Source organism: Planctomyces sp. SH-PL62, from assembly GCF_001610895.1.
Taxonomy (GTDB): Bacteria; Planctomycetota; Planctomycetia; order Isosphaerales; family Isosphaeraceae; genus Paludisphaera.
Genome location: NZ_CP011273.1, coordinates 5,364,274 through 5,385,849 on the forward strand (window position 1 = coordinate 5,364,274; position 21,576 = coordinate 5,385,849).

Consider the following 21,576-nt stretch of genomic DNA (forward strand, 5'->3'; position numbering starts at 1 on the left):
GGGACGGGCCGAGGTGAATTCTGTCGAGGGACGAAGGAATGTCGCGAGTCTCGCTGGCCTTGATGTGGCACCAGCATCAGCCCTACTACCCGGACGACGCGACCGGCGAGAACCCGATGCCCTGGGTCCGCCTCCACGCCGTCAAGGATTACCTGGGGATGGCCCTCCACCTGGAGGAAGTGCCCGAGTTCCACTGCACGATCAACCTCGTCCCCAGCCTGCTCGATCAGCTCGAAGCGTATGTCGACGGGGCCACCGACACGCACCTGACCGCATCCCGCAAGCCGGTCGACGGGCTCTCGCGCGACGACCTGTTCTATATCCTCGACAACTTCTTCATGGCGTTCCCAGACGCCATGATCCGCCCCCACCCTCGCTACCACGAACTGTTCATGCTGCGCTCCTCCTGGAGCAGCAACGCCGAGCAGGCGCGGACGCGGTTCCGCCCCAAGGACCTGCGCGACCTCCAGGTCTGGTCGAACCTGGCCTGGTTCCACCCGATCCTGTTCGAGAAGGACCGTGAACTCGCCGAGTTCAAGGCGAAGGACCGCAACTACACCGAAGAAGACAAGCAGTGGCTCCTGGATAAGCAGCGCGACCTGCTGGGCCAGGTCGTCCCGCTGCATCGCAAGCTCGCCGAGCGTGGGCAAGTCGAGCTGACGACGACGCCCCACTACCACCCGATCCTGCCGCTGCTCCTGGACAAGAAGCTGGCGCGCGAGGCCATGCCGGAAGTCGCGCTACCGGCCTACCGCGAGGGTTACCCCGAGGACGCCGAGGTCCACGTCCGTCGCGCCGTCGAGAGCCACACGCGACGGTTCGGGACGCCTCCCAGGGGGATGTGGCCGAGCGAAGGCTCCGTCTGCCAGGCCCTCGTCCCGCTCCTGCGTCGCCACGGGATCGAGTGGATCGCGACCGACGAGGAGATCCTCGGCTGTTCCACCGGCGGGGTCGTCGGCCGCGACGGCCGGGGCCACGTCCGCCGGCCCGACCTGCTCTACCGGGGCTGGAACGTCCGCGAGGGGGACTCGCAGCTCGGGATCGTCTTCCGCGACCACTCGATGTCGGACCAGGTCGGCTTCCACTACCAGCGGAGCCCCGGGCCGATCGCCGCCGCCGACTTCCTCGGCAAGCTGCACGCCATCGGCGACGCCTGCCGACACAACCCGGCGACCCTCGTCCCCGTCGTCCTCGACGGCGAGAACTGCTGGGAGTACTACCCGGACGGCGGCGTCTCGTTCCTCCGCTCGCTCTACCAGGAGGCCGTCCGCGACCCCCGCGTCCAGCCCGTCAAGATCGGCGAACACCTGCGCGAGAACCCGCCCGGCGACACCCTCCAGAGGCTCTTCGCCGGGAGCTGGATCAGCCACAACTTCGCCATCTGGATCGGCCATCCCGAGGACAACAGCGGCTGGGACGCCCTCCACGAGACCCGCGAGTTCCTCGTCCGCGAGCAGCAGACCGGGCGGCACGACGCGGCGGCCCTGGCCAGGGCCTGGGAGGAGATCTACATCGCGGAAGGCTCCGACTGGTTCTGGTGGTACGGCGACGACCACTCCTGCGCCCAGGACGCACTGTTCGACCACCTCTTCCGCAAGCATCTCCGCAACGTCTACGCCTTCCTCGGCTGCGACCCCCCCGGCTCGCTCTTCACGCCGATCTCGAAGGCCGCGAGCCCGAGGGCGGCCAACGAGCAGCCCCGGAGCTTCCTCAACGTCAAGATCGACGGCCGCGCGAGCTACTTCGAGTGGATCGACGGCGCCCGCTACGTCTGCGGCAACGACCGGGGGACGATGACGCTGGTCACCCGAGGCCTGATGCACGTCGTCTGGTTCGGCTTCGACGCCGAGCGGTTCCTGGTCCGGATCGACACCGAAGGGGGTCCGGCCGCCGAGCGGCTGGCCGAGGTCGACCGCCTCCGCATCGGCTTCGTCGACCCGGCCGAGCGCGAGATCGTGGTCGTCCAGCCCAGCCGGGACCGGCCCCTCGGCTACCTGAACCACGCGGGACACGCCTCGGCCAACGGCGACACCGTCTCCTCGGCGACCGGGGCCATCTTCGAGACGGCCGTCGCGTTCGACCGCCTGGGGCTCAAGCCGGGCGACCCGATCCGCTTCTACGTCGAGCTGCTGGAGGGGGAATCCAGCCTCGACCGCGCGCCCCGCGAAGGGGTCTTCGAGTTGACCACGCCCTCCCCGGACTTCGAGCGGGTCCTGTGGCAGGTCTGACCGGGCGTGGGCCGCGCGAGCGGCCCGCCCATCCCATCAAGGAAGGGGGAGACGGATGCCCGAGCTTCGGAAGGACCCGATCGTCGGCCGCTGGGTGATCATCGCGGACGAGCGGGCCCGCCGCCCGCACGACTTCAAGGCGGCCCAGGCCCCGCTGGTCGGCGCGCAGACCTGCCCGTTCTGCGAGGGTCACGAGGAGATGACCCCGCCCGAGATCCTCGCCTATCGGGACTTCGGCAGCCGGCCGAACGGCCCCGGTTGGCGGGTCCGGGTCGTCCCCAACCGCTTCCCCGCACTCAAGATCGAGGGCGAGCTGGACAAGCGGGGCGACGGCATCTACGACCGGATGGCCGGCGTCGGCGCGCACGAGGTCATCATCGAGAGCCCGCACCACCACGTCTCCACCGCCTCGCTCCCCGTCGAGAACATCCGCGAGGTCCTCTGGGTCTACCGCGACCGCCTGGTCGACCTGAAGCGCGATCGCCGGCTGGTCCACGGCATGCTCTTCAAGAACGTCGGCGAGGGGGGCGGCGCGAGCCTGGAGCACACCCACAGCCAGCTCATCGTCACCCCCATCGTGCCGATCTCGGTCTGGGAGGAGATGACCGGGGCGCTGGAGTTCTTCAACTACCGGGGCCGCTGCATCTACTGCGACATCGTCCAGCAGGAGACGGCCGCCGAGAAGCGCGTGGTCCTCGACACCCCCCACTTCACCGCCTTCTGCCCCTACGCCAGCCGCTTCCCGTTCGAGACCTGGATCGTCCCCAAGACCCACGAGAGCCACTTCGAGAACATCCCCAAGCCGGCCGTCGACGACCTGGGGCACGTGCTCCATCAGGTCCTCGGCAAGCTGGAGACGGCCCTCGATTCGCCGTCGTACAACTACATCGTGCACACGGCCCCCTTTGACCATTCCGAGTTGCCGCACTATCATTGGCATATCGAAGTGATCCCCCGACTGACCCGGGTCGCCGGCTTCGAGTGGGGCTCCGGATTCTACATCAATCCGGTCCCCCCCGAGCACGCGGCCGCCTTCCTGCGCGAGGTGGAAGTCGCGACGCCCCGCACGGGCGCCGCGGCGCGGGAATGGGTCACGGGGGGTCGGCCTCAACCGCTCGCGTCGAAGGTCCCCTGACCGACAGGGATCGACGTCGATCCGTGGCCTCTTTGGGACGCGCGATGGACCCCTCGGCCGGCCGTTTCGCCCTGCCCCCCGGCGCGCCCCCAGGCCATCCTCCACCCCCGACGCGACGCGCGTCGCATCCCCCGCGACCGCCCCAGCTTCACGCCCCTCGACGACCCGGCGGACGCCGGCGGCGTCGGGGGGCTCCGTCTTCCACGAGGCCGTTCCATGTCGAACCTGCGCCTGATCCTCGCGCTGCACAACCATCAGCCCGTGGGGAACTTCGAAGCCGTCTTCGAGACCGCCTACCGCGACAGCTATCTGCCGTTCCTGGAGGTGCTGGAGCGGCATCCCGAGATCGCCTTCGCGCTGCACACCTCCGGGCCGCTGCTGGAGTGGCTGGTCGACCAGAAGCCCGACTACGTGGCGCGGGTGCGGGGGCTGGTGGAGGCCGGCCGCGTCGAGATCCTCGGCGGCGGCTACTTCGAACCGATCATGACGATGATCCCCCACGTCGACCGGGTGGGCCAGATCCGCGCGTTCACGGAGTATCTCGAAGAGGTCTTCGGCGCCAGGGTCCGGGGGATGTGGACGCCGGAGCGGGTCTGGGAGCAGCACCTGGTCTCGGCCTTCGCCGAGGCCGGCGTCGAGTACACCATCCTCGACGACTTCCATTTCGAACGCGCCGGGGTCTCCGGCGACGACCTGTTCGGCTACTACCTCACCGAGGACGAGGGGAGGCTCCTGAAGGTCTTCCCCGGCTCCGAGACGCTCCGCTACACGATCCCGTTCCAGGAACCCCACGCGACCTACGAGTTCCTCCGAGGCCTGGCCGCGCGGCGCCCCGGCGCGACGGTCGTCTTCGCCGACGACGGCGAGAAGTTCGGCTCCTGGCCCGAGACGCACGAACACGTCTACAAGCGAGGCTGGCTGAATCGGTTCTGCGACATGATCGTCGGCAACCGCGACTGGCTGGGCTCCACGACCTTCGGCCGCACGGTCGACGCCACGCTCCCCCTGGGCAAGCTCTACATCGCCGACGGCTCCTATCGCGAGATGACCGAGTGGGCCCTCCCGCCGGCCGGCCATCGGGCCTACGAACAGGCGGCCCGGTCGGTCCGCCAGCACGACCGCTCGGCCGAGATCAAGCCCTTCTTCCGCGCCGGCGGCTTCTGGCGGAACTTCAAGGCCCGCTACCCCGAGAGCGACGAGATGTACGCCCGGATGCTCGGCCTGTCGAAACGGCTCGCCGCGCTCGCCGCCCGTCCCGACGTCGACCCCGACTACCTGGAGGCCGCCCGCCGCGAGCTGCACCGAGGCCAGTGCAACTGCCCCTACTGGCACGGCGCGTTCGGCGGGCTCTACCTGCCCCACCTGCGGGGCGCGATCTACCAGGCCCTCATCGCCTGCCACGACGCGCTCGACGAGGCCGAGGGCCGGGACGGGCCCCGAGTCTCGCTGGAGGTCGGCGACTTCAACCTCGACGCCCGCCAGGAGGTCCGCATCGAGAACGACCGCCTGATCGCCTTCGTCCGCCCGGCGCAAGGAGGGCATCTCTACGAGCTGGACGTCCGCAAGGCCGGCGTCAACGTCCTGGCCACCCTCGACCGCCGTCCCGAGGCCTATCACCAGACGATCCTCGACGTCATCCGCGCCCGAGGCTCCGCCGAGCAGGGCGCGACGTCCTTCGGCGGCGAGGATCGCGTCGTCCTGAAGCAAGACAACCTCGACGACCTGATCGTTTACGACGACCACCCCCGCAAGGCCCTCGTCGACCACTTCTACCCGCTCGACGTCTCCCTCGACGACCTGATCGCCTGCCGAAACGTCGAGCGCGGGGACTTCGTCACGGGCGCCTACCTCACCCGGGTCCGCGGCGACGACGCCCGAGCGGCCGTGGTGATGGAACGCCCCGGGCTCGCCGACGGCCATCCGGTGCGGATCCGCAAGTCCATCGAGGCCGCGGCCGGCTCGCCGGCGCTCGTGATCCGCTACGAGATCGAGGACCTTCCCCCCGACGCCTGCCTCCACTTCGCCGTGGAGATCAACCTCGCGGGCATGGCCGGACGGGCCGACGACCGCTACTACTCGGGCCTCTCCGGCGAACGCCTGGGGACCCTCGATTCCCGCATCGACCGGCCCCACATGGAGGGGCTGAGCCTCACCGATGAGTGGCTCGACCTGGTCGCCGACCTGACCTGGACGAAGCCCTGCGGCCTCTGGTGCTTCCCGATCGAGACGGTCAGCCAGAGCGAGGGCGGCTTCGAGGGGGTCTACCAGTCGTCGGCCGTGATCCCCCACTGGCACGTCGTCGGCGACGAGGCGGGCCGCTGGGAGGTCGCGATCCGCATGTCGTTCGACTCGCGGAAGCCGGCGGCCGATCCCTCCCCCCGACATCGGGCGAGCCTGGCCGAGGTCTGACACGAATCGGCAGCGGGACGAGGAGCGTGGCATGTTCTGGCCGTTCCGCCGACGACCGACCCCCGAGCCCCCGCCCGCCCGACGATCGACGCCGCGGCCGTCGTCCGCCGCGCGCGTCGACTCCGATTCCGCGTCCGCCCCCAGGCCCTGCTCCAGCTCGCCGGGGCCTACCACGGCGCGAGGCCCGGCGAGGGCCTGACCTTCGCCGAGCTTCACGCTTATGAGCCGGGCGACGACGTGCGGCACCTGGACTGGAACGTCACCGCCCGCCAGGGCCGACCGTTCGTCCGCCGCTACGTCGAGGAGCGTTCGTTCGTCCTCTGGATCGTGGTCGACGCCTCGGCCAGCATGCGGTTCGGCCGCGAGGGTTGCACCAAGGCCGACCGCGCCGCCCAGGCCGCGGCGCTGCTGGCGACGGCCGCCGTCCACAACGGCGACCGCGTCGGCCTCCTGATCGTCAGCGACCGCGTCGAGCTGGAAATCCCGGCCGGGGGCGGCGTCTGCCATCTCTCGCGGGTCGTCCGCGCGCTGGTGGCGACGCCGACCACCTCGCGCGCGACCCGGCTCCAGGCCGGCCTGCCGCGCCTTCGCCGGGCCTCGCGGCGGGCCATGCTCGTGGTCCTCGGCGATTTCCAGCCCGATGAGCCGGTCGGCGCCTGGCGAGAAGCCGGACGACGGCACGACGTGGTGGCCCTGCGGCTCGTCGACCCCCTGGAGGAGCGGCTCCCCGACGTCGGCCTCCTCGCCGTGCGCGACGCCGAGGGGGACGGACGCTTCCTCCTCGACTCGCACCGCAAACGCCGACGCGCCGCCTACGCTCGACGCGCCGAGGATCGCCGGCGAGAATTCGTGCGATGGTGCGGGGCCGCGGCCGTCGAAGGCCACGACCTGTCGACCGAGACCGATCCCCTCCAGACCCTGATGCAGGTCTTCGAACGCCGCGCCTCGCGCCGAGGCCGTTCATGAGCCTCCAGGCGGGCGCCCCCCCCGACCCGACGACCGGTGCGACGGGACTCGTCCCCCCCCGCCCGAACCTCGGCCCCGAGCCCTGGCGCGACGAGAACGCTCCGACCTCCCCGCTGGCCTGGATCGCGACGGCGACGGTCGCGGCCCTGCTCGTCGCGTGGATCATGCGGCGGCGAAGGCGCGGGGCCGGTTCCATCGCGACGGCCTCGTCCGCCGAGGTCGACGACTCGCCGGAGGGCCGACTCGTCGCGCTCGGCGATCGTCTCCGCGCCGTGCTAGCCTCGCGGCTCGGCCCCTCGCTCCGAGCGAGGACCACGGAGGAGATCGCGGGCGATCCCCGGTTGGCGGAACGACTCGACGGCGAGGATCTGGACCGACTGGTCGCGATCCTGGGCGCGGGCGACCGCGTGAAGTTCGCGCGGCGGGGCGTCGCCGAGGGCCTCCTCGAACGCCTCCCCGAATGGACCGCGTGGGCGGGCTCGCTCGACGGCCGCCTCGCCTCGACGCCGGGATCGGGAGGAAAGCGTCAGCCGCCGTCGCCGTGAATCTCGCCCCGGCCGAACCGCACGGCGACGTCCGCCCGCTCGGGCCGATCCGCGGCGGTCCGCACGCGGAATCGCCAGGTCAGGGTCGGCCCCAGGCGCGACGAGGGGACCGGCTCGCTGACCAGGACCACGTCCTCCGACTCCCCCGGCGCGATGGCCGGGAACGTCTGCTCGTCCATCGTCCACTCGGTCCGCGGCCCGAGGGTGAACAGGCCGAGGCGCGCGCCCGGAGGGGACTCGATCGCGAACGCCTCGCCGTCGAGGAGATCCGCGACGTCGAGCGGCTGGAGCGACTCGCCGGACGATAGGTTCTTCAGGCGGAGCGTCAGGACCAGGCAGTCGTCGTGGTCCCGGACCAGCCGCTCCTCGCCCAGGTCCCGCGAGATCCGCACGCTTCTGTGCAGGACCACCAGCGGGAGGATCTCCAGGTCGTCGACCACGATCGCCTCTCCCAGCGCGGTCGTCCGGGCGGCGGGGACGCCCGGCAAGTCCGAGACGGGGGGCGGCGGTTCGACGGCCCTCCTCCGAGACGCCGGGGCCTCCCGGCTCGTCGCGGCGGGGGCGGGGCCCCTGGGGATCGTCTTCCCGGTCCACAGGACCCAGATCAGGGCCAGCGTGACCGCGCTGGCGTAGCTTCGGAGGAGCACGCCCGACCACGAGTAGGCGGCGGCGTCCGCGCCGTCCGTCGACCCGCCGGCGGTCGCAAAGCGAACGACCGGCGCGGCGGTCTCGACGCCGATGTCCACGCGGTCGGACGAGCGGCCCCGCGACGTCCCCTCGGCCGCTTGCTCGCGTGCGATCCGCGCCAGGTCCCAGGAACTCGCCCCTCCCAGCATCGGGTCGGGCTCCGGCTCGGTCATCGCCGACGACAGCATCACGCTGATCTCGTCGCTGGTGGGCGTCGGCGGCGGGCCGGTCGACGGACGGCCGGCGCGCGGCTTCTTCTTCGGGGCCGGCGGGACGTCGGGATCGTCCGACCGCGAGCGGGGTTCGTCGGGTGACGAGGAGGAATGGCGAGGGCTCATGGTGGAGATTCCGGGGGACGAAACGGTCGCGACGGACGTCAGGTCTTCGGCCGCAGCCAGACGGTCGTGCCCGGGCCCGCCGACAGGAGCCGGCCCGCATCGCCGTTCACGACGGCCACTTCCAGCCAGCCGCCGCTGCCGATCAGCGCGATCAGCGAGCCGGAGGCGCTCTCGGCGTAGGTCCTCCCCACCCCGTCGATCCGGCGGCCGCCGACCTCGACGGTCCAGGAGCCCGCCGGTCGGGCCGCCATCTGGTCCTCCTTGATATTCGTGATCAGGTTGCCGAACGCGTCCTTGAAGATCACCTCGCCGATGCAGACCTGACCGTCGGCCGACGCCTCGAAGTTGCGAATCGTGATGAAACGGGACGTGGCCGCCCCCAGCTCGCCCGGATCGCCCCCCTTCATCAGATGCGCGGCGGCCGGGGCCAGGACGTCCCGGCCGTGGAAGGTCGGCGAGACCTGGCGGCGGGCGAGTCCCGGATTGCTGATCTCCCAGGCCCCCTCGATCTCGTGCGTGCGGGCGACCCCCGTGATCAGGCCGTTGTCCGGGAGGGTGAACCACTGGCCCGCGGCCTTGATCGCCAGCAGCCTCCGCGCGGTCCCCACCCCGGGGTCGACGACGGCGAGGTGGACCGTGTCGGGCGGGAAGGCGTCGACGATCGCCGAGAGGACGAACGCCCCTTCGAGCACGTTCTGGGGGGCGATCGCATGGCAGACGTCGACCAGCGTCACGCCCGGCGCCAGCCCGAGCATGATCCCTTTCATCGCCGCGACGTACGGCCCTTCCGGCCCGAAGTCGGTCGTGAGGGTGACGATTCCCGGTTTCATGGGGCCTCCCCTGATCGACCCGTCCCCCTGGCTTCCGCCACGTCCTGGAAGCGATCGGGGGGCGGCCCGGAGCCGGTCAAGCGCGACCGGCCTGGTGCGTCGCCGTGATCTTCGAGGTCATACCCCCTCGCGGGTTGAAGTGGCCGACGACCGTCATCCGCCGGGGGCGGCAGGCCGCGACCAGGTCGTCGAGTATCGTGTTGATCGAATGCTCGTAGAAGATGCCCCGGTTGCGGAAGTCGAACAGGTAGAGCTTGAAGCTCTTGAGTTCCAGGCAGGTTTCCGCCGGGACGTAGGTGACGACGATCGTGCCGAAGTCGGGCTGGCCGGTCTTGGGACAGACGGCCGTGAACTCCGGGAAGGTGATCTCGATCTCGTATTCGCGATCCGGGAACTGGTTGGGGAACGTCTCCACCGCGCCTGCCATGTCGGTCGGGCCCTCTCGTCGGGATCGTTCGGAGTGATGCGTGCAGGCCGACGTACGCCGCGACGATCGTCGCCGATCGGGCCCACCCTTCTATTGTAGGCCGCCTCGGCGGCGATTCGTAGCCGGCACCGGGTCGGAGTCCGGGGTGTCGGGGAGGAATTTCGCGCGGCGGGCGGACGGCGGATCATGGTATGATCACGCCGGCTGGATCGGCCTTGGTCGCGGAACTCCGCCCCTTCGGACGAGGCGTCGCCGGACGTCGCGGCTTTTCATTGGTGGCCTCTTGATTCCTCGACGTTTTTTGCTAAATGTGTTGGTAACGCAGGTTTCTGGCCTCCCCGACCCGACTGCGCGACTCGCGCCGGCGTCGGACGGCTTCGCGTGCGGGACCGACCCGATCGCATCCCAGTAAACCCGAATGATTTGGTGCGGTTCCCGTCCCCGACAGGAGTTCCCCGATGTCGCAAGGCCCTCGCCGTCTCCTCCGCCTCGAAACCGTCGATGGAGTGACCGTCGTCAGCTTCGTCGACACCAAGATCGTGACCGAAGAACAGATTCAGGAAGTTGGCGAACAGCTTTACAGCCTGGTCGAGGACGAAGGCCACAAGAGCCTGCTGCTGAACTTCGGCAACGTCCAGTATCTCTCCAGCGCCGCGCTGGGCAAGCTGATCAACCTCAAGAAGAAGGTCTCGGCGGTCAAGGGCAAGCTCAAGCTCTGCTGCATCCACCCCGACCTCCTCGAGGTTTTCCGCATCACCCGCCTGGATCAGGTCTTCGAGATCTTCCCGGAGGAGCAGACGGCCCTCGACAAGTTCTGAACCGGCCCCTGGGGCCGCCCGAGTTCGCGTACGACGCCCCCCGCGCTGGGACGGGGGTCGCCCACCCGATCGCGGGCCTTTTCGGCGTGGCGGTCTCGCACCCCCCTCGAGGGACGCGGGCCGCTTTTTCGTTGGTGGAGCGTAGATGGCCGATCCCACGCCGACCCCGATGATGCAGCAATATCGCGAGATGAAGGCTCGCGACCCCGACGCCCTGCTCCTGTTCCGGATGGGCGACTTCTACGAGATGTTCGGCGACGACGCCGTCCGCGCCTCGGCCCTGCTCGGCATCGCGGTCACCAGCCGCGACAAGGACAAGGGGGACCAGTCGGTCCCGATGTCCGGCTTTCCGCACCAGGCCCTCGAGACCTACCTCGCCAAGATCGTCCAGGCCGGCCAGCGCGCCGCGGTCTGCGAGCAGGTCGAGGACGCCAAACAGGCGAAGGGGCTGGTCAAGCGCGACATCGTCCGCGTGGTGTCGCCGGGGACGCTCACCGACGAGGCCCTGCTCGACCCGCGATCGGCCAACTACCTGGCCGCAGTCGTCGAGTCGGGCTCGAAAATGGGCCTGGCCTGGGTCGAGCTCTCCACCGGCCGTTTCTCGCTCACCAGCCTGCTCCGCACCGAGCTGGCCGACGAGCTGGCCCGGCTGAGCCCGGCCGAGACCCTGGCCTCGGAGCTGGCGACCGACGCCCCGTGGCTTCGCGCCCTGCGATCCCAGCAGCAGCACGTCGTCACCACGCGACCCTCCTGGGACTTCCAGGCGGAGCAGGCGCGGAAGGCCCTCCACGAGCACTTCGGCGTGGCGACCGTCGAGGGCTTCGGCGTCGACGATCGCGGCCCGGAGATCCAGGCGGCCGGCGCTCTGGTGGCTTATCTTCGCGAGACCCAGAAGTCCTCGCTCGGCCACATCGCCCGGCTCACCCCCTATCGCCGGGCCGACGTCCTCGCCCTCGACGAGACCACCCGTCGCAGCCTGGAGCTGACCCGGACCCTCCGCGAAGGCAAACGCGAGGGCTCGCTGCTCCAGGTGATCGATCAGACCGCCACCGCGATGGGCGCACGGCTGCTCGCGGAGTACGTCACCTCCCCCCTGACCTCTCCGGCCCTGATCGAGGAGCGGCTGGCGGCCGTCGACGAACTGTTCCAGGATTCGGGGCTCCGCGGCGACCTCCGCCACGCCCTCGGCGAGGCCTACGACCTGGAGCGGCTCGCAGCCCGATCCGCCACCGGTCGCGCCACCCCGCGCGATCTCGGCGCCCTGGCGCGCACCCTGGCGATCCTGCCCAAGCTCAAGGCCCGGCTCGCCGCCCGGCGGTCGAAGCGGCTCACGGAACTGGAAGAGGCGCTGGAACTCTGCCCCGAAGTCCGCTCGGCCATCGAGTCGGCCCTGGTCGACGAGCCCCCGCTCACGATCAAGGAAGGGGGCCTGATCCGGCCCGGCTACCACGAGGAGCTGGACCGCCTGCGGTCGGCCTCGAAGGACGGCAAGGCGTGGATCGCCCGCTACCAGTCCGAGCAGATCCGCCGCACCGGGATCAGCGGCCTGAAGGTCGGCTTCAACAACGTCTTCGGCTACTACATCGAGATCTCCCACGCCCAGGCCCAGCGCGGGGAGGTCCCGGCCGACTACATCCGCAAGCAGACCGTCAAGAACGCCGAGCGCTACTATACGCCCGAGCTGAAGGAGTTCGAGAACGAGGTCCGCAACGCCGACGAACGCGCCAACGCCCTCGAATACGAGCTGTTCACGAGCCTCCGCGATCGGGTTTCGGCCGACGCCCCGAGGCTGATCCAGGCCGGATCGGCGCTGGCGCAGGTCGACGTCCTGTCGTCGCTCGCGGAGCTGGCGGCGCGGCAGGGCTACTGCCGCCCCGAGGTCGTCGCCGAGCCCGTCTTCGAGGTCGAGGCCGGACGCCACCCCGTGCTGGACGCCCTCCTCCCGCGCGGCGAGTTCGTCCCCAACGACACGAAGCTCGGCCCCGATTGGGGCGACCTGCTCCTCATCACCGGCCCGAACATGGCGGGCAAGAGCACGTACATCCGCCAGGTCGCCCTCATGGCGATCCTCGCCCAGATCGGCAGCTTCGTGCCGGCGCGCCGGGCTCGGATCGGCGTGGTCGACCGGCTGTTCGCGCGGGTGGGGGCCACCGACGAGCTGTCGCGCGGACAGAGCACGTTCATGGTCGAGATGACCGAGACGGCCAACATCCTCAACAACGCGACGAAGCAAAGCCTCGTCATCCTCGACGAGATCGGCCGCGGCACCAGCACGTTCGACGGCGTTTCGCTCGCCTGGGCGATCACCGAGCACCTGCACGACGCCGTCGGCTGCCGGGCGCTCTTCGCCACCCACTATCACGAGCTGGTCGAGCTGGAAAAGACCAAACCGCGGCTCCGCAACGCCAACGTGGCGGTCGGCGAGAGCCAGGGGGAGATCGTCTTCCTCCACCGGATCGCCCCCGGCGGCGCCGACCAGAGCTACGGCATCCACGTCGCGAGGCTGGCGGGGGTCCCCTCCCCCGTCCTCGACCGCGCCCGGGAGATCCTCGCCTTCCTGGAGAAGCAGCACGGGCCCGACCCGGGGCTGCCGGAGCCCGAAGGCCCGATCCGCCGCAAGGTGAAGTCCGGCCGGGGCCTCCAGGGGAGCCTCTTCGCCGCGCTCCCCGACCCCCTCCTGACCGAACTTCGACGCCTGGACATCGACGCCGTCCCGCCCGAGCAGGCCGTCGCGCTGCTCCGGCGGCTCCGCGAACTGGCGGACTGACCCCTCATGAGCCAAGAGCCCCCCGACCCGACCGATCGTCGCGACGCCCCCCGGCCCGGTCCGCGACCGACGTCGAGCCGACTCCGCCTCGACGCCGAGCCCCTGGATGTCCAGCTCGCCCGCCGTCGCGCCGTCTGCTGGGTCCTCACCGCCGTCACTACGGCGATCGCCGCCGCGTTCCTCGCCCTCTTCGCGGCCTTCGACCGCCCCGACCTGGGACTGGCCCTCGCCGCCCTGCTCTGGCTCCCCATCGTGGGAGGCTCCTGGTGGGATTTCTCCCGGCTCGCCCGCGAGGCGAGGACCCTTGAAGAACACCTCGCCGACGGTGCGGGAAGCTCGACCGACGGATGACGCAAGCGAAGCACGGCCGGTCGATTTCGAGATCCTAGGCCCGCGCCAGGATCATCGCGAGGCGGTCGCGGACGTCGGCGGGGGCGGTGAATCGGATCGTCCGCCGGGTCTCGTCGACGGGCTCGATCGCGACCCGCCAGGCGTCGGGGGGGAGCGATTCGGGGACGCGGTCGGCCCACTCGACGAGGCAGACGCCGCCGGCGGTCCAGTAGTCGGAGGCGCCCAGGTCCTCGAACGCCGCCGGCGACGGGAGCCGGTAGGCGTCGAAGTGATAGATCGGCATCACGCCTTCATATTCATGGATGAGCACGAACGTGGGGCTGGCGATCGCCGCGGGGTCGACGTCGAGGGCCTCGGCGATCGCGCGGCTGAGGCGCGTCTTCCCCGCGCCGAGCGGGCCGACCAGGCCGACGACGACGTCGGGCGCGACGACCTCGGCGAGCGCCCGGCCGAGCGCGACGGTCTCCGACTCGCCTTCCACTTCGATCCGCAAGGCGTTCTCGAGGCGCTGGACGTTCATCGCGGCGACGGCCCCTTCATGTGGTCGAAGCCCCTCGCCTCGATCGGGGTCGTGCGGCCGTCGGTTCCTCGGAGGAGCAGGCCGGGCGACTCGACGATCACGCCGATGCGGTGGAGCCGGACCCCGTCGGGGGGTGTCGCGGAGAGCGCGTCGGCCGCGTCGGGCGGGGCGGTGAAGCAGAGTTCGAAATCCTCGCCGTCGTTCAGGGCGTGGACGATCGGCGAGACGCCGTCGGCGAGAGAATGAGCGTGGGCGTCGGCGTGGATCGGCACGACCGAGGCGTCGAGCACCGCTCCCAGGCCACCGCTCTCCTCCAGGATGTGGCCGAGGTCGGACGACAGGCCGTCGGAGAGGTCGATCATCGCGTGCAAGGGGACGGCGTCCGCCAGCGCGAGGGCCTCGACCACCCGGGGCTCGGGACGGAGGTGGCGGCCCCGGAAAAAGCTGCCGCCGAGCGGGCCGGTGACGAAGATCGCGTCGCCGACCTTCGCGTCGGAGCGTTTCCGCACGCCATGTTCGGTCGCGGTCCCCATGAGCGTCACCGAGATGACGAGCGGGCCGTCCCAGGCGTTGGTGTCGCCGCCGATCAGCGAGACGCCGAAGCGGTCGGCCATGCGTCGCATCCCTTCGTGCAGGCCCTTCGCCACCTCGACCGCCGCGCCTCGGGGAAGGGCGACCGCGACGACCGCGAACCGGGGGACGCCCGCCATCGCGGCGACGTCCGACAGGTTCACGCCCATCGCCTTGCGACCCACGGCCTCGGGGCCGTCTTCCGCCAGCCGGAAGTGGCGGCCGTCCATGAGCATGTCCGCCGTGACCAGGACCTGCGCGCCCTGGAAGTCGACCACCGCGCAGTCGTCGCCGATGCCGAGCGCGAGGCCGTCGACCCCGCCCGCCGCCCGACGTCGGATCCATTCAATGAGGCCGAATTCGCCCATGCCGCTTTCTTCATTCATGGGGGACACCCCCTTGCGACCCGTTGCGGACCCCGGCGAGGAAGCCGCGCACCGCCTGTTCGGCGGCCTGGGCGAGCAGTTCCGGGGCCCGGGCCAGGGCGTCTTCGAGCGACATCGGGCCCCGAGTGATCGGGAAGTAGGCGTCGATCCCGCGACCCAGGCAGGCTTCGGCCCCCTCGCCGATCGAGCCCACCAGGGCGAAGGTCGGGACTCCGAGCGAGCGGGCGAGCCGGGCGACGCCCACGGCGGTCTTGCCGAAGGCGCTCTGGGCGTCGAGCGAACCCTCGCCCGTCAGGCAGAGGTCGGCGCCCTGGAGCTTGTCGGCCAGGCCGACGGCCGCTGTCACGAGGTCGATCCCACGCTCCAGGCGGCCCCCCGCGAACGCGACGAGACCGCCGCCGAGGCCCCCCGCGGCCCCGCGCCGGGAATCTCGGCGACGGCCGCGCCAAGGTCGCGCTCGATGATCCGGGCCAGTCGGTCCAGGTTGCGGTCGAGCTCCTCGACCATGTCGGGCGTCGCCCCCTTCTGCGGGCCGTAGACGGCCGAGGCGCCAGTGGGGCCGCAGAGCGGATTGGTGACGTCGCAGGCCACGGACACCTCGACCCCCTTCAGGGCGGTCCCCGCGTCGGGAGGCGTGATGCGATCGAGGGCCCTGAGCGCGCCGCCGCCGGGCGCGAGGTCGCGGCCCTGGGCGTCGAGCAATCGGAACCCGAGCGCCTGCGCCATCCCCGCGCCGCCGTCGTTGGTCGCGCTGCCGCCGATGCCGACGATCAGGCGTCCGACGCCCAGATCCGCGGCGGCCAGCATCAGCTCGCCGACGCCCCGCGTGGTGGTTCGTCGAGGGTCGCGGCGATCCCTGGGGACCAGCGCCAGGCCGGCTGCGGCGGCCATCTCCACGACGGCCGTGCGACCGTCGCCGAGCAGGCCGAATCGCGCGGGGACGGGCGACCCGAGGGGGCCCGTGACGCGAGCTTCGTGGTAGGAACCGCCGGTGGCCGCGACCAGCGCCTCCACGACCCCTTCGCCGCCGTCGGCCATGGGGACGGCGAGGATCTCGGCCGTCGGCTCCGCCGCACGAACTCCCCGCGCGAGGGCCTTGGCCGCTTCGGGAGCCGTCAGGCTCCCCTTGAACTTGTCGGGGGCGATTACGATCCGCATCGGTTTCCACCTGGACCTGGAACGAGGGCCGGACCTCCGGCCCTCGTCAGGTCGTCCAGTGTGGGCGCGCCGGGGATGGGGTCGTCAAGCGCTCACCGCCTCCAGAAGCCGATCGGCCTCCTCGGCGGAGGCGAGCTCGAAGCAGATTTCCTGGCGCTTGATCGAGACGCTCATGGGGGCCTCGATGCCGATGCGGACCTGGTGGCCGTCGATCTTCGCGACGACGATGCGGATGTCCGAACCGATGTGGATCGCCTCGCCCAACTTCCTGCTCAGGACCAGCATGATTCTTCCTCCTTGTTCGATCGAGTCGATTATCGGTCATCTCGGCGGTGGGCCGAGCGTCACTCCTGGACGGTTTGGCCTTCGATTGCCGGTTATAGAGAGCAGCTCCCATGCCAAGACGATGCGAAGACCGGCGAGGTTCGCTCCAGGAACCGATATCGGCCGAGAAAAGGCCGCGAGCCGCCGTCGGAGGCCGCGCGGGCGGTGACGGTCAAGCCGGATTCCTGTAAGATCGCCCGAGAATTTGCAAAAGTTACCTGCAGCGAAAGGCCGACGGAGTGGACGAGGCCGTGTCATCGGGGAAGTCGAGTGCGCCCGCGCGGGTCCATACCCCCCGAGGTGCGATCGTGGCGAGCCTGGCGCTGGTCCTGGCGCTTCTCGTCTGGCTCCTGCCGTTCAGTTTGGGAACCGCAATGCCCATCGGCGGCGACGTCACCCAGTTTTTCCTGGGTTTGATGAGCGTCCTGGCCGATTCGCTGGCCGATCGCCGCCTTCCCGTCTGGAACGACCTGTGGGGATATGGCTTCCCGGGCGTCGGCGAGAGCCAGATGGGCGTCTTCTATCCGCCGCACCTCCTCCTTTATGGGCTGCTGGCCGTGGAGCGTGCGTACGTCGCGAGCCTGGTGCTGCACACCATATGGGGGGGACTGGGGGCGTTCTGGTGCGCGCGGACGTTCGGCGTCGGGCGACCGGGATCGGCGGTTTCGGGCTTCGCGTTCGCGGCGTCGGGCTTCTTCGTGATCCACATGCCGCACCCATGGGGCTACACGACGGGGTCGTGGCTCCCCTGGGCGTGGGGCCTGGCGTGGTCGTTGTTGAGCCATGCCGGTCCCGGTTCGGCCAGGCGACTGTTCTTTTTGAGCGTCGTGCTGGCGATGCAAGTCTTGCCCGGCCACTTCCAGATCGCCTTCATGACGCAGGCGACGATCGCGATCCTGGCCGTCTGGGCGATTGCGGAGGGGGTCGTTCGGCGAGAGGGCCCTGGTGCCTTTCGGCGCTCGGGGGTGGTGGTGCTGGGGCTGGCGGTCGTCCTGCCCCTGGGCGCAATGCAGGTCTGGCCGACGGCGAGGCTGGCGGGGATGGCCGCCGATCGTCGCGACTTCGAGTATCTCTCCGGGTTCGCCGCGACCCCGTTCCATCTGGTCAGCCTGGTCGCCCCCAACCTCTTCCACCGCTCGCCGCTCTGGCGTCCGCTGGTCTGGGACCCGTTCCACACGTCGCCGGAGGAATACCTGGCGTACGTCGGGATCGTCCCGCTGTTCCTGGCGGCGCTGGCGATCGTCCGTGAAGGCCGTCGCGACGCGGCGGTGCGGGGGCTGGCGGTTCTGGCGGCCGTCTCACTGTTCCTCAGCCTGGGGCCGTACGTCCCCGGCTTCCGGACGTTGATCGAGCTTCCCGGCTTCTCGTTCTTCCGGGCGCCCGCGCGTTGGGGGCTGCCGATGACGCTGGCCCTGGCGGTCCTGGCGGGCGTGGGGCTGGATCGGTGGCGATCGTGGGAGCGTCCTTCGCAAGGGCTCCTGGTCCTGACGGCGGTCGCCCTGCTCGGGATCACGACGACCCTGGGAATGATCGAGCTGGCGCTATGGTCGACGTCCCCCTCGGGAGGTCGGGGCGCGGCCGACCTGTTCGAGCGAGCGTTCCGGGCGAGGCCCTGGGAGGGCGACCCGGACTTCCGCAGCGTGGCGAGCCTGGCGCGACGGCCGACGGCGAACCTCGGCTCGTTCGAGGAGCGGCGGTACTCGATCTATCAAACCGAGCTTGTCGAGACGCTGGGGCTGCTGGCGGCGGTCGCGGCGGTGGCGGGGCTCTCGGCCGTCCCCCGCCTGCGAGGTCTCGCGCCCGCGGCGCTCGTCGTTCTGACGGGGGCCGACCTGATGCTGCTGGGCCGTCATCGACTGGTCGACGTCGGGCCGCTCCGGCCGCTGGCCGAGCAGAGCCCGGTCCTGGCGAGGCTGGCCGAGGAGCCGAGCGGGACGCGGACGATCGACCCCTTGCGGAACCTGCCGATGGCCGCCGGACTGGCGCCGGTGCAGGCGTATCGGACGCTCGACCTCCCGGCGCTCACGCCGCTCGCCGCCCTGGCGCGAGGCCCGCTCGACGGCGGGCCCGGAGGCGCCCAGGCCCTTCGCGCGATGCGCGCGACCGGCGCGGGGCTGCGGGTGCTCGACCCGACCGAGCCCGTCGTTCGGAGCCCGGACGAGTCGGTCGAGACGATCGCCGACCCGAACCTGGCGCGGTGGCTGTTCGGACGGGACTGGAACCCGGAGCGTCGTCCTTCGGCCGACGCCTTTCGGATCGTGCGGACCAGGGCCGACGCCCCCCGAGCCTGGTCGACGGGCTCGGACGTCCCGGAGGAGTCGAATGGCGACCCCAGGCCGGTCCTCGACGCGATCGACGCGGCGCGGCCGTTGAAGGCCGTCGCGCGGGCGCCGATCGAGTGGGAGATTTCGCTGGAAGGGGTCGAGCGTCCCGGCGCGGTGCTCGTCTCGGTGTTGTACGACCCGCAGTGGCGGGCGGTCGTCGTCGAGGAGGGCCGCCCGGGGGCGCCCGCGAACATCCGACCGGCGTTCCGGGTCGGTAAGGCGGGGGGCGGCTGGATGCGGGTGGCGGTCGATGGGCCGTCGGCGCCGGGGGCCGTCCTGCGTCTGACGTACGACGCGGCCGACGTCCGCCGGGGGCTCGGGGCGTCGGGAGCTTGCTGGGCGGCGTGGTGCTCGGCGATAATCTACGCCATGCGGCGGGAGCGTCGCGGCGCCTCGCTCGCGACGGGTTGAGGCGGGGCGAGACGAAGCCGGGACGGGAAGGGGATCGAGTCGTGGCGGAACCAGTCGGCGTGGCGGTGGTGGGGGCCTCGGGGTACGCGGCCCGCGAGTTGATCCAGATCCTCCTGAAGCATCCGGGCGTCCGGGTGACCGTGGCGACCTCGCGACAGGACGAGTCCCCGAGGCTCGACGCGATCCACCCCAGCCTGGCGAAGCGCATCGACCTGGCCTGCGAGCCCTTCGACGCCGACCGCGTGGCCGAGCGCGCGCAGTTCGCCTTCCTCGCCCTGCCCCACACCGCGAGCATGGCGGTCGTCCCGTCGCTCCGCGAGCGCGGGGTGAAGGTGATCGACCTCAGCGCCGACTACCGGCTGACCGACGCGCAAGTTTACGAGGATTGGTACGGCCACGCCCACACGGACGCCGATGGCCTGAAGTCGGCCGTCTACGGCCTGCCGGAGTTGTTCCGCAGCCAGATCCCGGCGGCGGACCTGATCGCCAACCCCGGCTGCTACACCTCGACGAGCATCCTCGCGCTGGCGCCGCTGGTGGCAGAGGGGCTGATCGAGCGGACGGGCGTGATCATCGACGCCAAGAGCGGCGTCTCAGGCGCGGGGCGGTCGCCCAAGCTGGGGACGCACTTCCCGGAGTGCAACGAGAGCTTCTCCGCGTACAACGTCGGCCGGCACCGCCACACGCCGGAGATCGACCAGATCCTCACCACGGCCGGCGGCGAGGGCGAGGCCGTCGAGGTCATCTTCACGCCCCACCTGGTGCCGATGGACCGGGGCATCTTCGCCACCATCTACGCCAGGCCGATCAAGCCGGCCGTCGAGCACGACCTGCTGGAACTCTACCGCTCGTTCTACGCCGACAGCCCGTTCGTCCGCGTCATCAACCACCTGCCGGCGACGAAGGATTCCGCCTTCACCAACTTCTGCGACATCACCGTCCGCGTGGTTCGGGGCCGGATCGTCGTCCTCGCCTGCCTCGACAACCTCATCAAGGGCGCGTCCGGAGTCGCCGTCCAGAACCTCAACCTGATGCTCGGCGCGCCCGAGACGACGGCCCTCTTCTGACGGAGGGCCGTCGGCGCGAAGGCGATTCCGGTCAGGGAAGGTCGGCGTCGAACTCGATCCGCTGCCCCGGCACGAGGCGGTCGGACTCGATGGTCAGCTTGGGGGTCTCGCCCCCGGCGTCGATCGCGAACGTCCGCGATTCCTTCGGCGGCAGGCCCCGGAGCGAGTCCTTCGCCCGGACCCCGTTCACGGCGGGGAACGCGTCGTGATAGATCGGCGCGATCCCCGTATTCTCGATCGTCACCTCGGCCCGGCTCGCCGAGGCCGCGAATCGGGAGACCCGGAATCGGTAGCCGCAGGCCATCCCCGCCTCTCGGATACGTTCCGGCTTCTGATGGCGCGGCTGGGCGTCGCCGATCATGAACGAGATGTGGAACTTCGCGGCGTGCCGGGAGAACTCCACGCCGTGCGGCCCCGTGGGCGAGAGCGCCTCGCGCTGGTCCTTCGGCTCGTAGAAGCTGAACTCCCCGCCCATCGGCGCGATCTTCCAGCGGTCCCGCCCCAGCCGATCCCAGTTCGGCTCGTTCACCTCGGCGTGGCGGGCGTGGTTGAAGGAGTCGTCGAACAGCCCGAACGGCAAGGCGAGGAGCTTCGGGTCGGAGGCGAACGGGGCGCGATCGGCGGCCGCGTCCACCGAGATCATCCAGGGCGTCCGATGGAACCTCGCGGCCATCCGCTCGGCGAACTCGCGCTGGAAGGCGAGCGAGGGGAACGTCTTGCCCATCTCCATCGGGCCGTCGTAGATGTGGTACTCGGCCCAGAGGCCGAAGCCCACCTCCAGGAAGGCCAGGCGGGGGTCGCGGTCGTACTTCTCGGCGAACCGATCCAGGAATTCCAGCAGGAACCGCCGAAGTTCCGGGTGCGACCAGTCGGGGAACGCGGTGCGCTTCTGCTCGCTGAGGGCCACGGTCTCGCGGTAGTCCGGGAGCAGCCGGACGGAGTCCGGGACGCCCGAGGGTTTGCCGACGTAGGTGTCATGCCAGCGGAGGATCGCCTGATGCTTGCGACCGGCGACCTCGTCCAGCAGCTTCTCGATCGGGGACCAGTCGTACTCCCCCTTCGCGTTCACCACCTCACGATAGGTGACGTAGCGGAATTCCAGCTGGATCGGCGCGGTCTCGACCGCCGCGTTGGTCGACCACAGGACGATCCCGGTCATCGGCTGGACGTCCTGGATCCGGGCGGTCAGGGGGATCGGCCGGAGGTCGTCCGCGAGCACGGCCGTCGCGGCCAGGCCCATCCCGAGCCAGAGGGTTCCCAGCGAGATTCGAGGGCGTATCTTCATGATTGACTCCGTGGCCTGGTTCGAAAGCCC

General features: G+C 70.7%; 17 protein-coding genes and 1 pseudogene. 10 read left to right on the top strand and 8 right to left on the bottom strand.

Going from position 1 to position 21,576, the window contains the following annotated elements; translation table 11 throughout:
* Nucleotides 1-38: 38 nt before the first annotated feature.
* The 5 genes from VT85_RS20805 to VT85_RS20825 all read left to right on the top strand — a co-directional run bounded on the left by VT85_RS20805 (nucleotide 39) and on the right by VT85_RS20825 (nucleotide 7,283).
* Nucleotides 39-2,228, top strand: a complete 2,190-nt coding sequence (locus VT85_RS20805; protein ID WP_068419659.1) for a glycoside hydrolase family 57 protein — start codon at nucleotides 39-41, stop codon at nucleotides 2,226-2,228.
* Between the two features lie 55 nt (nucleotides 2,229-2,283).
* Complete coding sequence (galT, locus tag VT85_RS20810; RefSeq protein ID WP_082858776.1) at nucleotides 2,284-3,363, top strand: galactose-1-phosphate uridylyltransferase; 1,080 nt, start codon at nucleotides 2,284-2,286, stop codon at nucleotides 3,361-3,363.
* 216 nt (nucleotides 3,364-3,579) lie between these two features.
* Nucleotides 3,580-5,772, top strand: a complete 2,193-nt coding sequence (locus VT85_RS20815) for an alpha-amylase/4-alpha-glucanotransferase domain-containing protein (protein WP_068419661.1) — start codon at nucleotides 3,580-3,582, stop codon at nucleotides 5,770-5,772.
* A 237-nt stretch (nucleotides 5,773-6,009) separates the two neighbouring features.
* Nucleotides 6,010-6,738 carry a DUF58 domain-containing protein gene (locus VT85_RS20820; protein ID WP_197490909.1) on the top strand — a complete coding sequence of 243 codons (729 nt, stop codon included), beginning with the start codon at nucleotides 6,010-6,012 and terminating at the stop codon, nucleotides 6,736-6,738.
* On the top strand, nucleotides 6,735-7,283 hold the full coding sequence (locus VT85_RS20825; protein WP_068419670.1) for a hypothetical protein: 549 nt from the start codon (nucleotides 6,735-6,737) through the stop codon (nucleotides 7,281-7,283). The genes VT85_RS20820 and VT85_RS20825 overlap by 4 nt, the downstream gene beginning before the upstream one ends.
* Here the strand turns inward: VT85_RS20825 and VT85_RS20830 are convergent.
* From VT85_RS20830 to queF, 3 genes are all read right to left on the bottom strand, one after another.
* Complete coding sequence (locus tag VT85_RS20830; RefSeq protein WP_068419672.1) at nucleotides 7,265-8,308, bottom strand: hypothetical protein; 1,044 nt, start codon at nucleotides 8,306-8,308, stop codon at nucleotides 7,265-7,267. The genes VT85_RS20825 and VT85_RS20830 overlap by 19 nt on opposite strands.
* 38 nt (nucleotides 8,309-8,346) lie before the next feature.
* On the bottom strand, nucleotides 8,347-9,138 hold the full coding sequence (locus VT85_RS20835) for an S-adenosyl-l-methionine hydroxide adenosyltransferase family protein (protein ID WP_068419673.1): 792 nt from the start codon (nucleotides 9,136-9,138) through the stop codon (nucleotides 8,347-8,349).
* 76 nt (nucleotides 9,139-9,214) lie between these two features.
* A complete protein-coding gene (queF, locus tag VT85_RS20840) occupies nucleotides 9,215-9,565 on the bottom strand; it encodes a preQ(1) synthase (RefSeq protein WP_068419675.1) in 351 nt (116 codons plus the stop codon).
* A gap of 458 nt (nucleotides 9,566-10,023) precedes the next feature.
* Between queF and VT85_RS20845 the strand changes: the two genes are divergently transcribed.
* The 3 genes from VT85_RS20845 to VT85_RS20855 all read left to right on the top strand — a co-directional run bounded on the left by VT85_RS20845 (nucleotide 10,024) and on the right by VT85_RS20855 (nucleotide 13,501).
* Nucleotides 10,024-10,383: an STAS domain-containing protein gene (locus VT85_RS20845; protein WP_068419678.1), complete on the top strand. Its 360-nt coding sequence runs from the start codon at nucleotides 10,024-10,026 to the stop codon at nucleotides 10,381-10,383.
* 145 nt (nucleotides 10,384-10,528) lie between these two features.
* Nucleotides 10,529-13,150: a DNA mismatch repair protein MutS gene (gene mutS / locus VT85_RS20850; RefSeq protein ID WP_068419680.1), complete on the top strand. Its 2,622-nt coding sequence runs from the start codon at nucleotides 10,529-10,531 to the stop codon at nucleotides 13,148-13,150.
* A 6-nt stretch (nucleotides 13,151-13,156) separates the two neighbouring features.
* Nucleotides 13,157-13,501, top strand: coding sequence for a hypothetical protein (locus VT85_RS20855; protein ID WP_068419682.1), 345 nt, complete (start codon nucleotides 13,157-13,159; stop codon nucleotides 13,499-13,501).
* A 34-nt stretch (nucleotides 13,502-13,535) separates the two neighbouring features.
* Here the strand turns inward: VT85_RS20855 and tsaE are convergent, their stop codons facing one another.
* From tsaE to csrA, 4 genes and pseudogenes are all read right to left on the bottom strand, one after another.
* Entirely contained in the window at nucleotides 13,536-14,021 is a 486-nt protein-coding gene (gene tsaE / locus VT85_RS20860; protein ID WP_068419684.1) for a tRNA (adenosine(37)-N6)-threonylcarbamoyltransferase complex ATPase subunit type 1 TsaE, read from the bottom strand.
* Nucleotides 14,018-14,977: a thiamine-phosphate kinase gene (locus VT85_RS20865; RefSeq protein ID WP_068419686.1), complete on the bottom strand. Its 960-nt coding sequence runs from the start codon at nucleotides 14,975-14,977 to the stop codon at nucleotides 14,018-14,020. The genes tsaE and VT85_RS20865 overlap by 4 nt, the downstream gene beginning before the upstream one ends.
* Nucleotides 14,970-16,135: pseudogene (locus VT85_RS20870) on the bottom strand (glycerate kinase). Before VT85_RS20870 ends, VT85_RS20865 begins: the two are co-directional and overlap by 8 nt.
* 84 nt (nucleotides 16,136-16,219) lie before the next feature.
* Nucleotides 16,220-16,420 (bottom strand): carbon storage regulator CsrA, encoded by a 201-nt coding sequence (csrA, locus tag VT85_RS20875; protein WP_068419688.1) that lies wholly within the window; start codon nucleotides 16,418-16,420, stop codon nucleotides 16,220-16,222.
* A 347-nt stretch (nucleotides 16,421-16,767) separates the two neighbouring features.
* Between csrA and VT85_RS20880 the strand changes: the two genes are divergently transcribed.
* Both VT85_RS20880 and argC read left to right on the top strand, forming a co-directional pair.
* A complete protein-coding gene (locus VT85_RS20880) occupies nucleotides 16,768-19,194 on the top strand; it encodes a hypothetical protein (RefSeq protein ID WP_068419690.1) in 2,427 nt (808 codons plus the stop codon).
* A gap of 41 nt (nucleotides 19,195-19,235) precedes the next feature.
* On the top strand, nucleotides 19,236-20,261 hold the full coding sequence (argC, locus tag VT85_RS20885) for an N-acetyl-gamma-glutamyl-phosphate reductase (RefSeq protein WP_068419692.1): 1,026 nt from the start codon (nucleotides 19,236-19,238) through the stop codon (nucleotides 20,259-20,261).
* Nucleotides 20,262-20,292: 31 nt separating this feature from the next.
* On the opposite strand, the gene VT85_RS20890 is transcribed toward argC, so the two are convergent.
* Nucleotides 20,293-21,546: a hypothetical protein gene (locus VT85_RS20890; protein WP_068419694.1), complete on the bottom strand. Its 1,254-nt coding sequence runs from the start codon at nucleotides 21,544-21,546 to the stop codon at nucleotides 20,293-20,295.
* Between the last annotated feature and the right edge of the window lie 30 nt (nucleotides 21,547-21,576).